The 15,695-nt window shown below is 46.8% G+C and carries 21 protein-coding genes; 7 read left to right on the top strand and 14 right to left on the bottom strand.

Annotation, left to right across the window (positions count from 1 at the left end):
• The 6 genes from L3V31_RS12120 to L3V31_RS12145 all read right to left on the bottom strand — a co-directional run bounded on the left by L3V31_RS12120 (position 1) and on the right by L3V31_RS12145 (position 4,251).
• Complete coding sequence (locus tag L3V31_RS12120) at positions 1-657, bottom strand: virion morphogenesis protein (RefSeq protein WP_203518146.1); 657 nt, start codon at positions 655-657, stop codon at positions 1-3.
• Positions 641-1,132 (bottom strand): phage tail protein, encoded by a 492-nt coding sequence (locus L3V31_RS12125; RefSeq protein ID WP_065870468.1) that lies wholly within the window; start codon positions 1,130-1,132, stop codon positions 641-643. The genes L3V31_RS12120 and L3V31_RS12125 overlap by 17 nt, the downstream gene beginning before the upstream one ends.
• On the bottom strand, positions 1,129-1,548 hold the full coding sequence (locus L3V31_RS12130) for a head completion/stabilization protein (protein WP_139060858.1): 420 nt from the start codon (positions 1,546-1,548) through the stop codon (positions 1,129-1,131). Before L3V31_RS12130 ends, L3V31_RS12125 begins: the two co-directional genes overlap by 4 nt.
• A 114-nt stretch (positions 1,549-1,662) precedes the next feature.
• Positions 1,663-2,379, bottom strand: coding sequence for a phage terminase small subunit (gene gpM, locus L3V31_RS12135; RefSeq protein ID WP_031429732.1), 717 nt, complete (start codon positions 2,377-2,379; stop codon positions 1,663-1,665).
• A 10-nt stretch (positions 2,380-2,389) separates the two neighbouring features.
• Positions 2,390-3,394 (bottom strand): phage major capsid protein, P2 family, encoded by a 1,005-nt coding sequence (locus tag L3V31_RS12140; protein WP_140058927.1) that lies wholly within the window; start codon positions 3,392-3,394, stop codon positions 2,390-2,392.
• The gene (locus tag L3V31_RS12145) at positions 3,394-4,251 is read right to left on the bottom strand and encodes a GPO family capsid scaffolding protein (RefSeq protein ID WP_237316291.1); all 858 of its coding nucleotides are present in this window, start codon (positions 4,249-4,251) and stop codon (positions 3,394-3,396) included. Before L3V31_RS12145 ends, L3V31_RS12140 begins: the two co-directional genes overlap by 1 nt.
• 166 nt (positions 4,252-4,417) lie before the next feature.
• On the opposite strand from L3V31_RS12145, the gene L3V31_RS12150 reads away from it, so the two are divergent.
• From L3V31_RS12150 to L3V31_RS12160, 3 genes are all read left to right on the top strand, one after another.
• Positions 4,418-6,193, top strand: coding sequence for a terminase family protein (locus tag L3V31_RS12150; RefSeq protein WP_237316292.1), 1,776 nt, complete (start codon positions 4,418-4,420; stop codon positions 6,191-6,193).
• Positions 6,190-7,218, top strand: coding sequence for a phage portal protein (locus L3V31_RS12155; RefSeq protein ID WP_237316293.1), 1,029 nt, complete (start codon positions 6,190-6,192; stop codon positions 7,216-7,218). Before L3V31_RS12150 ends, L3V31_RS12155 begins: the two co-directional genes overlap by 4 nt.
• 78 nt (positions 7,219-7,296) lie before the next feature.
• Complete coding sequence (locus tag L3V31_RS12160) at positions 7,297-7,548, top strand: ogr/Delta-like zinc finger family protein (RefSeq protein ID WP_079765352.1); 252 nt, start codon at positions 7,297-7,299, stop codon at positions 7,546-7,548.
• A gap of 1 nt (position 7,549) precedes the next feature.
• Here the strand turns inward: L3V31_RS12160 and L3V31_RS12165 are convergent, their stop codons facing one another.
• Positions 7,550-7,822, bottom strand: coding sequence for a hypothetical protein (locus L3V31_RS12165; RefSeq protein ID WP_140345076.1), 273 nt, complete (start codon positions 7,820-7,822; stop codon positions 7,550-7,552).
• A 379-nt stretch (positions 7,823-8,201) separates the two neighbouring features.
• Here L3V31_RS12165 and L3V31_RS12170 point away from each other — a divergent pair, with 379 nt between their 5' ends.
• Positions 8,202-8,369: a hypothetical protein gene (locus L3V31_RS12170; protein ID WP_180902841.1), complete on the top strand. Its 168-nt coding sequence runs from the start codon at positions 8,202-8,204 to the stop codon at positions 8,367-8,369.
• Between the two features lie 5 nt (positions 8,370-8,374).
• Positions 8,375-8,887, top strand: coding sequence for a hypothetical protein (locus L3V31_RS12175; RefSeq protein WP_140345078.1), 513 nt, complete (start codon positions 8,375-8,377; stop codon positions 8,885-8,887).
• Between the two features lie 2 nt (positions 8,888-8,889).
• Here L3V31_RS12175 and L3V31_RS12180 read toward each other — a convergent pair whose 3' ends face one another.
• The 7 genes from L3V31_RS12180 to L3V31_RS12210 form a co-directional block, all read right to left on the bottom strand.
• Positions 8,890-11,415, bottom strand: a complete 2,526-nt coding sequence (locus L3V31_RS12180; protein WP_237316340.1) for a replication endonuclease — start codon at positions 11,413-11,415, stop codon at positions 8,890-8,892.
• Between the two features lie 122 nt (positions 11,416-11,537).
• Positions 11,538-11,966: a hypothetical protein gene (locus L3V31_RS12185; protein WP_140093069.1), complete on the bottom strand. Its 429-nt coding sequence runs from the start codon at positions 11,964-11,966 to the stop codon at positions 11,538-11,540.
• Complete coding sequence (locus tag L3V31_RS12190; RefSeq protein ID WP_237316294.1) at positions 11,963-12,505, bottom strand: class I SAM-dependent methyltransferase; 543 nt, start codon at positions 12,503-12,505, stop codon at positions 11,963-11,965. The genes L3V31_RS12185 and L3V31_RS12190 overlap by 4 nt, the downstream gene beginning before the upstream one ends.
• The gene (locus L3V31_RS12195) at positions 12,502-12,930 is read right to left on the bottom strand and encodes a hypothetical protein (protein WP_237316295.1); all 429 of its coding nucleotides are present in this window, start codon (positions 12,928-12,930) and stop codon (positions 12,502-12,504) included. Before L3V31_RS12195 ends, L3V31_RS12190 begins: the two co-directional genes overlap by 4 nt.
• 68 nt (positions 12,931-12,998) lie before the next feature.
• Complete coding sequence (locus tag L3V31_RS12200; RefSeq protein WP_054576246.1) at positions 12,999-13,334, bottom strand: hypothetical protein; 336 nt, start codon at positions 13,332-13,334, stop codon at positions 12,999-13,001.
• Positions 13,335-13,343: 9 nt separating this feature from the next.
• Positions 13,344-13,883, bottom strand: coding sequence for a phage regulatory CII family protein (locus L3V31_RS12205; RefSeq protein ID WP_237316296.1), 540 nt, complete (start codon positions 13,881-13,883; stop codon positions 13,344-13,346).
• Between the two features lie 110 nt (positions 13,884-13,993).
• Entirely contained in the window at positions 13,994-14,206 is a 213-nt protein-coding gene (locus tag L3V31_RS12210; protein WP_025605289.1) for a hypothetical protein, read from the bottom strand.
• A gap of 95 nt (positions 14,207-14,301) precedes the next feature.
• Between L3V31_RS12210 and L3V31_RS12215 the strand changes: the two genes are divergently transcribed.
• Both L3V31_RS12215 and L3V31_RS12220 read left to right on the top strand, forming a co-directional pair.
• A complete protein-coding gene (locus tag L3V31_RS12215) occupies positions 14,302-14,970 on the top strand; it encodes a helix-turn-helix domain-containing protein (protein ID WP_237316297.1) in 669 nt (222 codons plus the stop codon).
• 25 nt (positions 14,971-14,995) lie between these two features.
• The gene (locus L3V31_RS12220) at positions 14,996-15,688 is read left to right on the top strand and encodes a DUF4145 domain-containing protein (RefSeq protein ID WP_237316298.1); all 693 of its coding nucleotides are present in this window, start codon (positions 14,996-14,998) and stop codon (positions 15,686-15,688) included.
• The last annotated feature ends 7 nt before the right edge of the window (positions 15,689-15,695 follow it).

The following is a 15,695-nucleotide window of genomic DNA, read 5'->3' on the forward strand; positions in this document are numbered from 1 at the left end:
TTATTTCCTCTGTTTTGCCTGCTCAAATATCTTGATGAGCTGGCGGTTCACTTCACGTTCTTTACTACCGAGAATCTGACGCTCTGCTAATGGAATATCCCAACTGGTGATATTTGGCTGATTAGAGAGTTCTCGAATGAGCTGTCCTGCTTGTCCATGGGTGATGGTTGTCATCAACTCACGTAAGCTGGCTTTCTTTCGTCCTTTGCCGCTTTTTCTCGGTACCGTGTAACCCAGTTCTCTTAGCTTTCTCGCTTGCCCTTTGGTACAAGGTGCTGAGTAATCCGGTTTACCCCATCGCTTTTGCATTTGGCGCTTGGTCATTTTTTGCTTTTGACCAAGGTGGTGCCTTGCTGCGATTTTTGCGGTTAACTTGTTACTCCAAGTCAAATCAAGCTGGTTGGCGTTTCTCACATAAGGCGTTAAGCCCTTTGCCATCCGCTTTAAAACCTTGCCTTTCTTCTTTCCTTTCTTTGGTTGCAGAGCGCGTCCGTTAACGTCTTTTTGGGACCGAATGCGCTTTCTGGTATTGGTCGTTTCCCAACGTCCAAGGGTTTTCAGTATCCAGACTCGCTTTTTAGGTGGCAGAGCCAGCATGGCCAGCTTTTCCTGCATGTTGAGCACATCGCGCTCATTGACCTTAATTTGCGGCTTCATTCACCAACTCCGCTTCTTCTGCGGTGTAGATTTCAACGGCCTGCACTCGGTAGGTTTCCCCTCGCCAAGTGATCATTCCCGCGGGGTCAGGGATCAGCTCAATCGGCTCCATCATTTCCAATTCAATGGCAACGTCGGCTACCTCACTGCTGATCACATCAACCGAAAGGTCTGGGTCGCCTAACTCATCTTCATTACGCGTGGTGTCGTAATCGCTCAGCCAACAGGCAACCAAAGCAAGTAAACAGCGAGGGTCGAGAAGTCGGTGCGGAAACTCTTCAATACTGATCACTGCGTTGTACTTCCAATGACAAGCGATATAACCGCCGTTCCCTCGGTCTTCACCGTTTGGCACGATGGAGCCATTTTCCTGCCAGGCATCGATTTTGTTATCGAGCACATTGGAATTCAGGTGACTGACGATGTAATCCGTCAGGTGTTCCAGCTTGGTTTTGTTGTAAGTGGTTTCGCTCATATCGAGTCAATCCCATTCGCACTGCGGCCAAGGAGCGCACGCACATCTTTGTTACTCTGGGCGAGAAAACGTGCCTCTTGTTCCGGTTCATCCGTTGCCACGCTTTCACCTTCTTTTCGGCGGTCTTGGGTCGCAAACTCTTTCAGCAGCTCGGCGTGAGCCCGACCATAAACCGCACGTTTGTAGAGCATGATTTTCGGGTTGCTCAGCACTGGCTTTTCACCATCTACGATCAAGCTTTCTAATCGTTCTTGAATATTCAGCGCGGCGATGGTCACCGCGTAGTTCAAAGAGTCGTTATCAAACGTATGGGGAACACGGCGTAAACTGCGGAATTCAGCCGTGGATAAATCCGGCCATCCTTCACCTGGTATGGCGATATCGACTGCGCTGTTAACATTTCCGCCAAAGCTCATAACGGTTCCTTGCTTATTTAAATTAGGGCGCCTCTAGCCACTGGGTCGACGGTATCGAGTTAGCCGGTTGGCTTCTCTTACCTCACCAGCCGAGGCGCGGTGGCGTAGGAGTCTTTACAGATTCTTGCCTTCGTTAATGGCGCGAATACGGGCTTCAATCTTTTTGATTTGGGTACCCACCCCCACTTTGCTGTTCTTATCGTGCGCGTGTTGAAGCAGAGCCAAGGCTTTTTCTAACGTTTCTACGTTGCCAACCGCAGTGGCTTGCGGCTGGCCTTCTTCATTTCGAATCAGGTATAAACCCGCGAACTTGTACCACTTGGCGTGAACCTTCTCGTGCAAGCGCCACTCTTTCTCTACCTTCTCGAATACCTGGGAGAAATAAGGTTCGATGGAATGACCACGTTCGGATTCAATCTCCGCCCATGCCAACACTTCGTCAGCACAGAACGTCGGCCAGTCACGGCGGAAGTTTTCTGGCGTTGGTAAGTCCAGCTCAATGGCTTTCATGCACCAATCAATCGCCGTATCCAGTTCTTTAACGTCGAATAGCCAAACCACCATGTTGGTAAAGATTGGGTTTTCGAACGCTTCGCCACTTTCTAAGTAGGCTTGAACATACGGCTTGTACTTCGGTACCAGTACTTCACGTTTGTGCTTAATTCGATCAGCGATGGCGTTGAATGAGCGCAAATACTTGCGGTCTTCTTCAAACTCAATCAGTTTGATGTGCAGGCTGTCGGTATCTGCACCGGAAACGGCTTCCGGTGCAGACTGGTTAGCTTGCTGTTCAATGAGCTTTCGGCGCTGTTTTGCTAATGGGCTAACCATGCATTACTCCTTAAGCTACAGGCTCAACAACGGTGACCGCTTCAATCGCAGCGAACTTGTTCAGGTTGCCGATTGCATAGCCTTCCATACGGATGTGGTTTTGCTTGAAGCGAAGCTCGTCTTCGTCATTCTTCTGCTTGCGCCACTGCGTCCCTTCCTGAGTAAGAATTTGCAGGTTTTTAGTGTTGGTTACCCAAACCATATCGGCAGGGAAGAACGGCGGCGTATAGGCCTTTTTACCCGCAATGGTTTTGGCTAACTGCTGCGCGGCTTTGTGTTCCGTTGGTGTGTTTGCTGATTCCAGTAAGCGATGCTGCTCTGCTGCGACCAGGTTGGAACCGACGAGAACCACTAGATCAGGGTCTTGACGGTGCTCTGGTGCAATCGTGGTATTGATCAGGTCTTGAACCAACGAATCTAGGTTTTTGTATGAATCCGCGGCTGCGCCTGTTGGGTCGAGTTGGGCTGAAGCAAGAACTTGGCTCGCTTTCTTCTCTTTCGCGATGGTTAACCAACCTTTGTTAACATCCTGACCAAGCGGATTAGCAACTGGGTCAGTGTTGGCTGCGATAGACGTACCATTAAAGCCAACGCGCAACATGTCCAGTGCGAAACGGCGAGAGATGGCGTTTTTCATCATGGTCAACCATTGGCCTTTTGAGCCTGAGTTTGCCCACTGAGTCATGGTTTCCCACAAGATATGTGCGCCAGAATCCGTCTTTGTCAGCTCGTAAGTATTACCACTTTGACCGACTTCAACGCTAAAGCGACCACTGTCTTTACGACCTGTAGACAGGCCATCATCACCCACATCAACAACCTGGCCTTTAATTTGCTGAACTGGCAGCAATGAGACCATGCCAAGGAAAGCATCAGACTCCATGATCGCCTGACGAAGTTTGGTTTCCATTGGAGGCGTCAGGTTAAATGACTGAGTACCCTGCGGAGCATTTGCCGCTGCTAACGTTGCTGCACAAAACTCTTGTAGGTAGGTGGTAGATAGTGCATTCAGCATTAAAAAATCTCCTCAGATGAGAACTTCTCACTGGTACCCGATGGGTTCGGCTCTTGGCCTGGTACTTCCTGTGAAAGTTCAGCGAATTTCGTTTCGAGACCGTTCACTTTCTCAGTTAACGGTTTTAGCTTTTCGTCCAGAGTGGCAGAGAACTGCTCAACGGTTGCGCCTTTTTCTTCTGGCTCTGGTGTTTCTGGTTCGTCTTGCAAGTTGAACTCTTCTTTCAGTTCTTGCTTGAACTCACCTTTGAATGCAGAAAACTGCTCTTTCAGTGCTGCTTTAAGTTGCTCTTCAGTCACTTCGGTATCCTCGTCTATTGATGGAGTTTCTGGCACTTCATCGCCAGAAGAGAAAAATTCATTAAATGCCGCGAAAAAGCGGTCTTTGCGCGTGAAGCACTCGGAAAAATCGACTTCTTCCAATGCACTGCACTCTAATTCGGTGGTTTCGCCAGATGTACGAGAGAATTGAAGGAGCGAGGTACCTGTGGAGGCTGGGGAGTCAGTCGCAGCTAGGCCCATTAAATAGCAACGCCCTTCGCCCTTGTAATCGGGATTTGGCTCGATGGATGTGAACAGCTTTTGCTTTTTGCGGTTGGCTTCCAGCATGAATTCATTTGGCTCAAGCTTCGCGAACAGACGTAATTTGCCATCTTCTTCTTCAGCTTTAAGCTCAACAACATTGCCCCAGTTTTCACCGTAGCCATAGAATCGACGGTGCTCTGGCCAGATTAGTGCGGTGTACTCTTTCGGGTCATAGCTTGCCGCCATTTGCTCAATCCAATCACGGGTAATCTTACGCCCGTCTACGGTTGGCCCCTCAGTAGCAATGATTTTCCAGTCACTAATCTTTGGCATTTTGGTACTCAAACTTGTCATTCACATATCGGTGTGAGCAAACAATACGCCTTTGAATAACGGCTTTCAGCCACTTCAATTCCTACCAATTCGGATTTAACCAAAATCCGAATTTTCAGGAACTTATCTAGGTCATCTGCAAGTTTTCGGCGCGTATGATGCAGCTATGGCATATTCAGATGAAATAAGAGAAGCCGCGAAAAAGCTCTATTTACGCGGTGTTCCTCCGAAAGAAATTGCAGCGCAACTGAACCTCAATAGTGAGCGCATCCTTTATACCTGGGCGGAGAAATTCGGCTGGGCTTTGTTGTTGGATGAATTGTCTGTAGAGCAGATGATTAACCGCCGTTTAGCGGTGCTGATAGATAAGGATGAGAAAACCGATCAGCAGCTCAAGGAGATGGACAAGCTTATCGATCACCACGTTAAGCTGTTAAAAGCTCACGCTGATGCAAAAACCAAAGCAGAGCGACACCTTTCGCAAGGCAGCTCACCAAAGAGCAATGGTGGCTCATCAAAACAAAGCAGCAGTAACGGCGAGCGTAAAAGAAGCCGCAAGAAGAACAGCATTGAGCACCTAACAGAAGATGACTTTAAAGGCTGGCATGAATCCCTGTTCGAGTACCAGCACACGATGCGCAACAACATCAAACAGCGTATTCGTAATATTCTCAAGTCTCGCCAGATTGGTGCTACTTACTATTTCAGTGGTGAAGCCTTAGAAGATGCGATTCTGACTGGTGATAACCAAATTTTTCTTTCTGCATCACGCGCACAGGCTGAAGTTTTCCGCAGCTACATCATTGCGATTGGTAAAGAGTTCTTAAACATCGAGTTAACCGGCAATCCTATTATTCTTTCCAACGGTGCCGAACTGCGCTTTTTGTCCACAAACAGCAAAACCGCACAGAGTTACCACGGCCACGTTTATGTCGATGAATACTTCTGGATCCCTAAGTTCGATGAGCTGAACAAACTTGCTTCGGCGATGGCAACGCATAAGAAGTGGCGCAAAACTTACTTTTCTACGCCATCTTCTAAAATGCACCAGGCTTACCCATTCTGGACTGGAGACCAGTGGCGCAAAGGCAAAGACTCTCGCGCCAACGTTGAATTCCCGACTTTTGCTGAATTCCGAGACGGTGGCCGACTCTGCCCAGACAAACAGTGGCGTTATGTTGTCACTATTGAAGATGCCGCTAATGGTGGCTGTGACCTATTCGACATTGACGAACTGCGCGAAGAATACAGCGATGATGATTTCAAAAATCTGTTTATGTGTGTGTTTGTCGATGGTTCGTTGTCTGTATTCAAATTCTCTGACCTTGAAAAAGGCATGGTGGATGCCGCTCACTGGCAAGACTTCAAACCAAATAACAAACGCCCTTTTGCCACTCGGGAAGTTTGGTTAGGTTACGACCCAAGCCGCACCCGAGACAATGCCTGTTTGGTGGTTGTCGCTCCGCCTGTCGTAGCTGGCGAACGTTTCCGTGTATTAGAAAAGCACTATTGGAAAGGTCTGAACTTCCAATATCACGTAGCGGAAATAGACAAAGTCTTTCAGCGCTACAAAGTGACTTACATCGGAGTCGACACCACGGGTATTGGCGGCGGTGTTTGGGACTTAATTTCTAAGAAATACCCACGTGAAGCTCACGCCATCCACTACAGCAACGAAAACAAAAACCGCTTGGTAATGAAGATGATTGACGTCGTAGAAGCCAAACGCCTGCAGTTTGATGCCGAACACAAAGACATTGCCATGGCGTTTATGGCGATTAAGCGCGTCCCAACGGCCAGCGGTAACGCCATGACCTTTAAAGCAGAACGCAGCGAAACGACCGGACACGCCGATGCATTCTGGGCAATCTCTCACGCTATCATTAACGAGCCGTTAGATCACTCAACACCAACTAAATCAACCTGGGCCACTGCAGCATGACCGAGCAAATGAACACTTTAGTCAAACAAGAAGAACACGCGCCAGAGTCGGTCTATCATATCGACTCCTCACCAGAGTCCATCGACTCAAACAGTTGGATGACCACCTATTCAGATTTGTTCTACAACGATGCCGACAACTATTGGGAGCCACCGATTTCACGCAGCGGCTTAGCAGATATTGCTCGTGCCAACGCCTATCATGGCTCATTGTTGATTGCTCGGGCAAACTACGTAGCCGGACGCTTCCTAAATGGAGGCGCGACCCGCCGCCGACACATCCAAGCCTTTTGCCGTGATTACTTCACCTTTGGCGATGCTGCATTTCTTAAAATCCGCGATGGTTTCAAACGTGTGGTTCGTTTGCATCCATTACCTGGCATGTACCTTCGCCGACGCAAAAACGGCAATTTCGTCATTCTGGAACGCGACAACCAGCAACGCGAATATCGCAAGGAAGATGTTATTTTCTTGCCTCAGTATGACCCGCAGCAACAAATCTACGGTTTGGCGGATTACTTAGGTAGCATTCAGAGCAGCTTGCTGAATAAAGACGCGACTTTGTTCCGCCGTCGCTACTACAAGAACGGCGCGCACATGGGCTTTATCTTCTACGCTACCGACCCAAACCTTAGTGAAGAAGATGAAGAAATGTTGAAGCAGAAGATCGCCAGTTCTAAAGGCGTGGGTAACTTCCGCAGTATGTTTGTGAATATTCCGAACGGCAAAGAGAAAGGGATTCAGCTGATTCCGGTTGGTGATATCGCCACCAAAGATGAGTTTGAGCGCATCAAAAATATTACCGCGCAGGACATTCTTGTCGGCCACCGCTTCCCAGTAGGTAAAGCAGGGATTATTCCGCAGGGCACGACCAGTTTAGGCGACCCAACGAAGATAGGCAGTGAATACGCTAAGGATGAGATCATTCCTGTGTGTGAGCTGATTATGGATGAGGTGAACTCAGACCCAGAGGTGCCTAAACACTTGCGCCTTAATTTCAATTTAATACATGGAGATACTGCCTAACCACCGCCCCAAAACTGTATAAAAACACAGCCTTTTGACGTATGATTATTAAGTCAGTCAATAAGCTAGGTGTTTTATATGAGAGTGTTGTGCCCGGAGTGTGGAAGCAAAAGCCGTATCCAAAAATCCAACCGCTTAACCAACAGTCATTCAGATTTGTATTGCAGCTGCAGTGACCCAGAATGTGGACATACATTTGTGATGAATTTGTCTTATAGCCATACGTTGAGCCCATCGGCAAAAACGACAAGCCAACTGGCATTCAACTTGTGTAAGGCGTTGCCGCCAGAGGCACGGCAACAGCTCAAACACCAACTATCTATGTTGTAAATTACTTCGACATAAAAGCAGTACTCTCCGTTTCACAAGCCATCTCGATAATACTCAAGATGGCTTTTTGTTTTTCAGAGTCCAACTGCCCTTTCGCATCCGCCAGTATTAAACCTGCTATGTATGCACCTGCCGCTCGAGTTCGCTCTGTCGCCTCACTATTTGCTACACCATCAATGACGATCTCTAAAGCAGACAACATGATATCGTTTTGATTTTTATCCGACATATCAACACCCTTACTAATCACCATTGAAATATACTGTATATCCATACAGGTTTCTACAGTGGTTTTTTTGACATTCCTTTGTCTTCAAAAATTTTCTTTCGTTTCTGTGAAGTAGGAATAACCTAGCCACTTCTCTACTTGAACCACCTATAACTGGGCTCCATACTCAAGACGACCGTAGCTTATTGAAGCTTATAAAAGACGACGTACGTAGTAACAAAAGCGCGTATTATTTGACGAAACAGCCAAAATGATGGAGACTTAGCACATGTAAAGTGTTTTATGAAAGCTCTTTACTATCGAAACAACCACTTACCAAAAGTGGAGCTGAGCAAGGACTGCAGGCTACTGTTTCAAATCTAATTTCCCCTTTTTTATTTACTCCCAAATTTATACAACTACTGTTGTACGGAGAAGTGTAGACATGAGCACAAGTGTAGCTGCGAGAGCAAATGCCGCCATGATGAGCGGTAAAAAACTTTCATCTTACGACTTGCCAAAAGAAGTAAAGCGCCAGATAGCTCAACGACGTTATTCTCAAAAAGAGATTAATGAGCGTTTCAAAGCCTACCGAGCATCAAAAGTGGTCTAAGTGCAATGTGGAAGCACAATACTTTTGGCGACATTATAGAAGAAGAGGGCGATTTTGTAGGTTATGTTGCCTACGCCCTCTATAAAGAACAAAAAGTAAAATGGATTCACGCATATAAGGATAAAACGGGTGAATTCCCAACACCTACCCAAATAGAAGTCTATTTCAACACATTCCACTCTTCCCAAGACTGCATAAATAAATTCAGAGCTGATGCAGAGCGTATGCTGAACGAATATATTGACTTTTCATTCTCTGAAGAACTAGAAGCTTATCAGGAAGTGGTCAAAGAAGAAGAAATTGTTCAAGCAGTACACAAACCTTTCAAAGTTGCAGTCTGGGAAAACTTAACAGCTGCGTTAATTGCTTCAGCAATCATAGCTGTTGGTTCCGTAATGTACTGGCAAAACTTCGAGCGCGAAGCGATGGAAAGCAAGATAAAAATTTTGGAGAATACTCAGCAAGAGCTACTAACGGAGATTTCTTCTAGACCTCTAGACAAATCGCTTTCAGACTAGCATCACATCAACGGCCAATCATCTTCCATCTCCGGGAAGAACGAAAGGTCGGGCTGTTGGTACTCTTTAGTTTTCTCTTCGGGTTGGGCTAATGCCTGGTCCCAACCTTCAAAATTCATCCAACTATTGTTTTCTGCAGGTGTGCGGGTAACTTCGACCAGCTGCGCCGGACGTTTATTGCCGTGTTCGTCTACCTCCGCAGGGCGGATTTGAATACTGGTTTCATCGTCGATGCGAATTGAGCTGCCTTTTAGCAGTGCGGCCAGTGCCGTTTCATCAATATTTGGTGGTGAAGTCGCCCTATCCTTCATTGGTTCAAGTATTCGGGATAGCTGATCGCTGACCTGTGACTCGCGAAGCTCCGTACAGTTATTGACAGAACTCCGAGAGGAGCCAGAGGCTCCAATAGCGGTCGCTGCGCTCCCTTGGGTGATCGCTTCAACTTCCGCTTCTACCTTTGATTTCTTCTGAATCGTCCAGACCTTAGTGCGCGTTTTCACGACTGCTTCTGGTGTTTGAAAACCTTCCACCTTGCGCACGTCTTCACCGTGAGGTGATGCGAATGGAAGTACCTGATATGAGTTGGTGATCAGCAAATCTTCGCGTTTAACGAATGGTCCACCCTGCCCCATGATGTAACCTTGCCAGTTGCCATGGTCTGCGGCTTTCATCGTGTCTACGATGCAAGCCTCATCAGATTGGATTCGTGCCTGGTAGTTTTTACCGATCACTTCTACCAACTCTTTGTTGGTTAGCAGACGATCAGGTTTTACCGGACCAACGACATGGCGGTGCAGCATGTGGTACATATCCAACAGGTCAGCACGTTCTTGCATGAACACGTATTCCATAAAGGCTTTTTTGTTTTGGCTAGCAAAACGGCGCAGCTCACGGTAAGTCGTTACCGGAGCACCACCGAAGAATTGAAACTGACGAATCGCCCAGCGGCTTTTCCAAGCGCTGACGTTCTTCGCCATGTCTTTTACGGATTTGCCTGTTTCGTCGGACACTTCATCGTCCATAGCAAAGCCATCGATGTTCTTAGAAATGTATTTAGCGATGTAGCCCGTTGCTGTGCCTTTCTCTGGGTCGATGTAACCAAAGTCACAACGTGGACGGTAATCCATAGGACCAACATAAGCGCACTTACGAAATGGCTTTTGCTTTTCCTTTTCGTATTGCGGGTGCAGTTCTGCGCGGTCTTCTTGGGTAGCGTATGAAATAAAGATGTCACGCACTTGCGCCACTTCTTCTGGTTTTACCCAGATCAGCAAATGCCAGTGTGGTGTGCCATCGTGATGAGGCTCCGCAACACGTACACCAAACCAACGGATTTCTTCACGGCCTAACTTGGCGCGGATACGCTGCCAAGCATTGTTTAAATACGCTTGCGCCTCTCGTGGGCTTGCACCGTTCCAATGGTCGATGAAACCGCCTTTCTTGTAGGAATTGTGGTATTTCGACGGTGTGGTCAGAGTCAGGAACAAGCCTTGTAAACCCAATTCATTACCGATGTCTTCACAACCACGACAACGCACCATCAGCTCATGGCGACGAATTGCAGGGTTAGACACACTTTTCAAAACCATTTCGGACAGGTCGGCTTTCTCTTCGGTTTCTTCGTCGAAAAGTTCACACTGCTTGATGTATTCCCAGTTGCGCTTTTGTTGCTCTTGGTGCTCACGAACGCAATCCCAAGACGCATAGGCAGAGGCTTTTGAAGACACTTGCCCCATTGCAATGGCGAGGTGCTCACGCATAATTTTGCGAGCTTTAACCAAACGACCAAGCCACCACTTTTCGCTAATCATGCGAGAAATGTCTTGCAGAGCGGAAAGCTCATTTTGCTTCTTGTACTTACAAGGCGGTTTGATGCCAAACTGAGCAGTGAAAGCCGCTAACTGATGGTAGCCTTCAACGACAGGACAGAACGTATCGTCCTTTTCCAGTTCAGCTTCGGTAATACTTGCCAACTTAGAAGAGATAATTTGGAAACGGGCATTCATGATTTTGCCAATCTTGAACGCCATCTCTTTGAGTTCGTCAAGTTCCAACTCCGCCAAGATACGGCTTTTCACTGGCTTGCGTTTTTTCTCCGCATTGTCGAAATCAAAGCGAAGTTGAGGTTTTGCCATATCTGGATGTACAGGCGTAAAGTCGCTTTGGTCAGTGTGATCTAATTCTTCACTGAGCAAAGAAACCTTTTGGGTTGTTGGTAGATTTTTGTATTTGCGTAAAACCATAACGGCGCGATCAGCAGCTGGCCCCATTCGTTCACGCAAAAAGATGTTTGCTTCTCTGCGACCTTTCTTTTCGAAAACTGAAATGTAGCGAGTCACAAAGTACTTAGTTAGGTAATCTGGCAGGTCTTTGATTTTGCCTTTTGTCCACTCAAAATCATCTGGGTTTGCTTCGAACAGTTTACGTTCGAGCACGCTCATATCGTCAGGTTCTTGTGACTCATCAAAACGTCTTGCACCAAAGCAAGCATCCGCTAGTGTTTTTGGCGCTTGCGGAAAAACGTGCAAGCTTCCCCAACTTTGACAAGCCAGAGAAGCAGCACGTTTGTAGTCATGGTCAAAACCGAATTTATCCAAGTCCAGCAGATCAATTTCAGTTGGTTCGCTTAGGTACTTCGACACTGTTATTTTTATCCACCAAAACCTAAGGCCAAACGCCAAAGCTCTGGCACTTCAGTTGGTTTCTTAATACCTACAAGCTCTATTGGCTTAGCTTTAGACTTAGCGCGAAGCTTGCGAACTTGCTCAGCTCGCTTTTGGCTTTTCTGAACCTTCGCTACCGCTTCATCCAGAGTGCAACTGGCTTTCAAATGCTTGTAGATAGTAGTGTGCGTGGTACCAATAGCTTTAGCGATATTGTCGATACCTTTGATGCCCTTCCACTCGTGAGTAGCAACGCCACAATTGTTCTCACGTCCATCAACAAAATGAACCGCTTCACGAATTGTCTTGCCGTTACGTAAGCGAGATTTCAAAGTACCCAGTGGAACGCCAAACGCTTTCGCGATCGCGGATTGACCTTTGTGACCGTCTAGTTCGTAGATGTAATCTTGTCTCATGCTGCCACCTCATGACCGATTGAAACGATATGACTTAAACCTTGAGGGATATCGAAGCGGTTGCCGTTATCCCAAATAAACCAAGCGTATTCACAAGAATCAGACCCACCGCCGACAAAACGAGGGCGCGGAACGATGATTGGGCACTTTGGCGGAAAGCCGATTTCGAACCAGAACGGCAGACGCTTTTTAGAACCTAAATAGTTAACACGCTGCAAGTAAGCCATGGTACCGTCCGGTGCCAACTCACTTAAGCTTTTGCGAATGAACTCTTCCGTCAAAGAGAAAGGAGGGTTAGTAATGATCACGTCCTGCTTACCAAACTCAGTCGCTAGGTAATCAATACCCTTTTCAATTTCAGCGAATGACTTTTGGCTTTCTGGTAAATCTACCTTGTCGAAGATCGCGCCAGTGCCGTAGCAAGGTTCTAAGAACTTGTCAGTTTGGCGAACCTTCAACTTAGACAGAAGTGCGTCCACTACTTCTGGCGGCGTTGGGTACAACTCACGAGGTTGTACTTTCCCGTTAGTGGAACTCATGCCCCCACCTCCACTTTTGCTTCGGCTTCTTCACGAGCTTCAATGATCAGTTCGGTTATCTCGCTTTCGATTGCTAATAGTTGGGCAAAAGCATCTTCTTCACCCAGTCGAACTCGCTTCTGAAACAACCTATTTGCACCCGGTTCGTACTGACATCCTTTCACATAAGCAATTGTCTCGAACCAATTTACGTTGGCTACAAAGCCGGTGTGAATTTCAATTACATCCTGACTACTTATCGCCAGCGCATTAATAGCGTTCACGATGTCTAACACATCAGAATTGGTGTTCACGCCACTCAATAACTTTTGCTTTTGAGCCAATGCTTCTGCGGGTAAATCCGCTTGCCCAATCGTGCCGACATTACGGTTAATCACTTGGTCTATTAGGTTTCGTGCTTCGGTTAATTTTTGATTTGTATTCATCTTCTGTGCTCCTACGCTAAGACGAAAAAAAGCCCCCCAATACTGCGGGGGCAAGGCTGGCTAGGTGATTAATGGGTACTGCTGAACTGGTAGTGTTTAAGGCGACGAACGTCACCGACATTGCGATCAAATAACGTTGCGACTTCTTTAATCTGTTGCATGCCGTTGCGGATTTTGTGTAGTTCCAAATCGTTAAAGCTGTCGAAGTCGCGAACGTGCTCCGAGGCTTTCAGATCACCGGCTATCAATACCAAGCCGCGAAAGCGTGGTGGCATACCGTTCCACAACTGCTTCAACTTGCCGCGTGTAGCGGAACCATTGAACAAGGCTTTACAGGCGGCAATGCTCTCGCTGGCGTTAGGAATTTGCTTTTGTTGTTCTTGTTGAATAGCTAACTGACTCATTGATTCTCCTTAGGCTAAGCCCGGAAGTGGCGCACCGTTGGCTAGGAAATCTGTGCCCATTTGCATGAGTGGCTGTAAGCCCGTGGTGCGGTTTTCTAAATCGTTGACGAACAAAACCAAGTTGCCGATGGCCGCTTGAACCTTGGCAATGGTTTTGCGTTTTTGACTGCGAGGTAAACGGTCTGCGCTGCACATGTGCATTGCATCGCTAGACAGCTCACCCGAGTAGTGGCTATTGAGCAGCGTGCGCTCTAAAAGGTTCTTCTCTTCCCCGCCTTGAGGTAACTGAACCGTCACCACACCTAAGTCAGCGAAGAGTGTGTTCACAATGGTGTAATCGCCGGATTCTTTACTCAGCAATGCCAAATCCACTGGGTCTAGCTTGTGCGGCTGTTCTGGGTTGAGCTTGTTACGCAGCATTCTCCCAGTCAGGCCAATGCGTGGAGCCAGCTTTTCCATATTGTGATTGATGGCGAAATCGCAGCATGCAGCGTTAAAAGATTGCTGTTTGCGTTCGCGGAATCCGCACATGGCGATGTTTGCGTCCATGATCAACACTCTTAGATGAAAGGCGGTACGAGAATGACAACCAACGCAAACGCGTTTAGCCACATTGGGCAGTGCGTTTTGCTTGGAATAAGAGAGGAAAAGCCCATGACTTAACCCAGCGCAGCAATGGCTTCACGAGCCGCCATTTCATGCATGGCAACCATGTTAATCAGCGGCTTATCGCGGCGTTTGTCTTTTGGCTTGATGATCACGCGGCCTTCTGTCACGTATTGTTTGATGGTGCCAATCGGCAAACCAGTAAGGCGGGAGTATTCTTCGTAAGTCACATATGGACTTAGTGGAGGTATCTTGTACGTTAACATGGTGATATCCTTGCTTTTATGTCTATCTTCTTCGGTTGTCTCTTGCTTTGGTCGGCGTGACAATCAACTTTCGAGTACAATATTGATCAACTTATATGGATAGTCAACAGAAAATATCAATTTTTGAATACCTAAAGGGTGAGGACTTTACTCAAACCTTGAAGGATTCTCTAGGGTTATCGACATTTGCAGAGTTAGCAGACGTAACTAATGTAAGTCGACAAACGATTAGCACATGGAATGCACACAATAGGAACTCTCACGAGTTAGTTGTTCGTATTCATTTGAGGACAGGAATCCCTGTTCACGAACTAATTCTTCCAAAAGATTACCCTCTGACAGAACTACACCACTCTTTTTGGGGCAATCAAAAAGCACCTGAAGCAGGGGTGACTTCATCTAGTCCAGAGTTACAGAACCCTCAGTTAGCCATCGTCGCAATTAAGAGCTTCTGCCTCACGAACGGCCAGCTTGTGCCAACTGGAGAGATTCCATACGCACAACGCATGTTTAACTCTTGGGATTTAGAAGCCGGCAACACCATTGAGATCGAAACGAACGAAGGCCGCTTTCTGGTAGATAAAAAACAGAACGATGCAGTGAGTGGCGAGTATTTGATTGATATGAATGGGCGTCTGTCCATCAACCACATTCAACGATTACCAAACAAATTAGCAGTCGTGTTTGGCAACTCGACGGTTGAAGTATCAGAACAAGATATAAAAGTAATTGGCCGCGTGGCGGTGACATTAAGAAAAGAATAATTATTAAGTTGGCTAGGAGTTAGAAATGGCTTTTTCATGGCAATGCCCTTATTGCAACCACAATGCGACTATAAATGATCAGCAATATTCGGTTGGAATACATGATTTTCATTCAAACAACAAACACAAAGCGTTACTGCGACTATTCACTAGATCAATCATTTGCCCAAACCCTGACTGCAGAGAATATAGTATTACCGCAGAGCTAGGATTAGCACACCCGTACCAAACAAAGAGTATTCAAAAGTCTCTTAATTCGTGGACATTAAAGCCGCAATCTACTGCCAAACCACTTCCAAATTACATCCCTCAAGCTATTATTTCAGATTACGAAGAAGCCTGTTTGATTAAAGATCTCAGCCCTAAGTCATCAGCAACATTAGCACGTAGGTGCCTACAGGGAATATTGAGGGATTATTGGGGTGTTAAGCCTGCTCGCCTAGTCGATGAAATCAAGAGTATTAAAGACAAAGTTGACCCTATCACATGGCAAGCCATTGACGGTGTTCGTGGTATAGGGAATATCGGCGCTCACATGGAAAAAGACATCAACGTGATAGTTGATGTTGAACCAGAAGAAGCTCAATTGTTGATTGGTTTGTTAGAACATTTGATTAAAGAGTGGTACATCAACAGGCACGAACGTGAAAAGCAAATGCAAGCGCTCATTGGCGTGGCCACTCAAAAGCAGGAAGACAAGAAAAAAGTCGCTGAGTAGATGCGCT

The organism is Vibrio sp. J1-1, assembly GCF_021728395.1.
Taxonomy (GTDB): domain Bacteria; phylum Pseudomonadota; class Gammaproteobacteria; order Enterobacterales; family Vibrionaceae; genus Vibrio.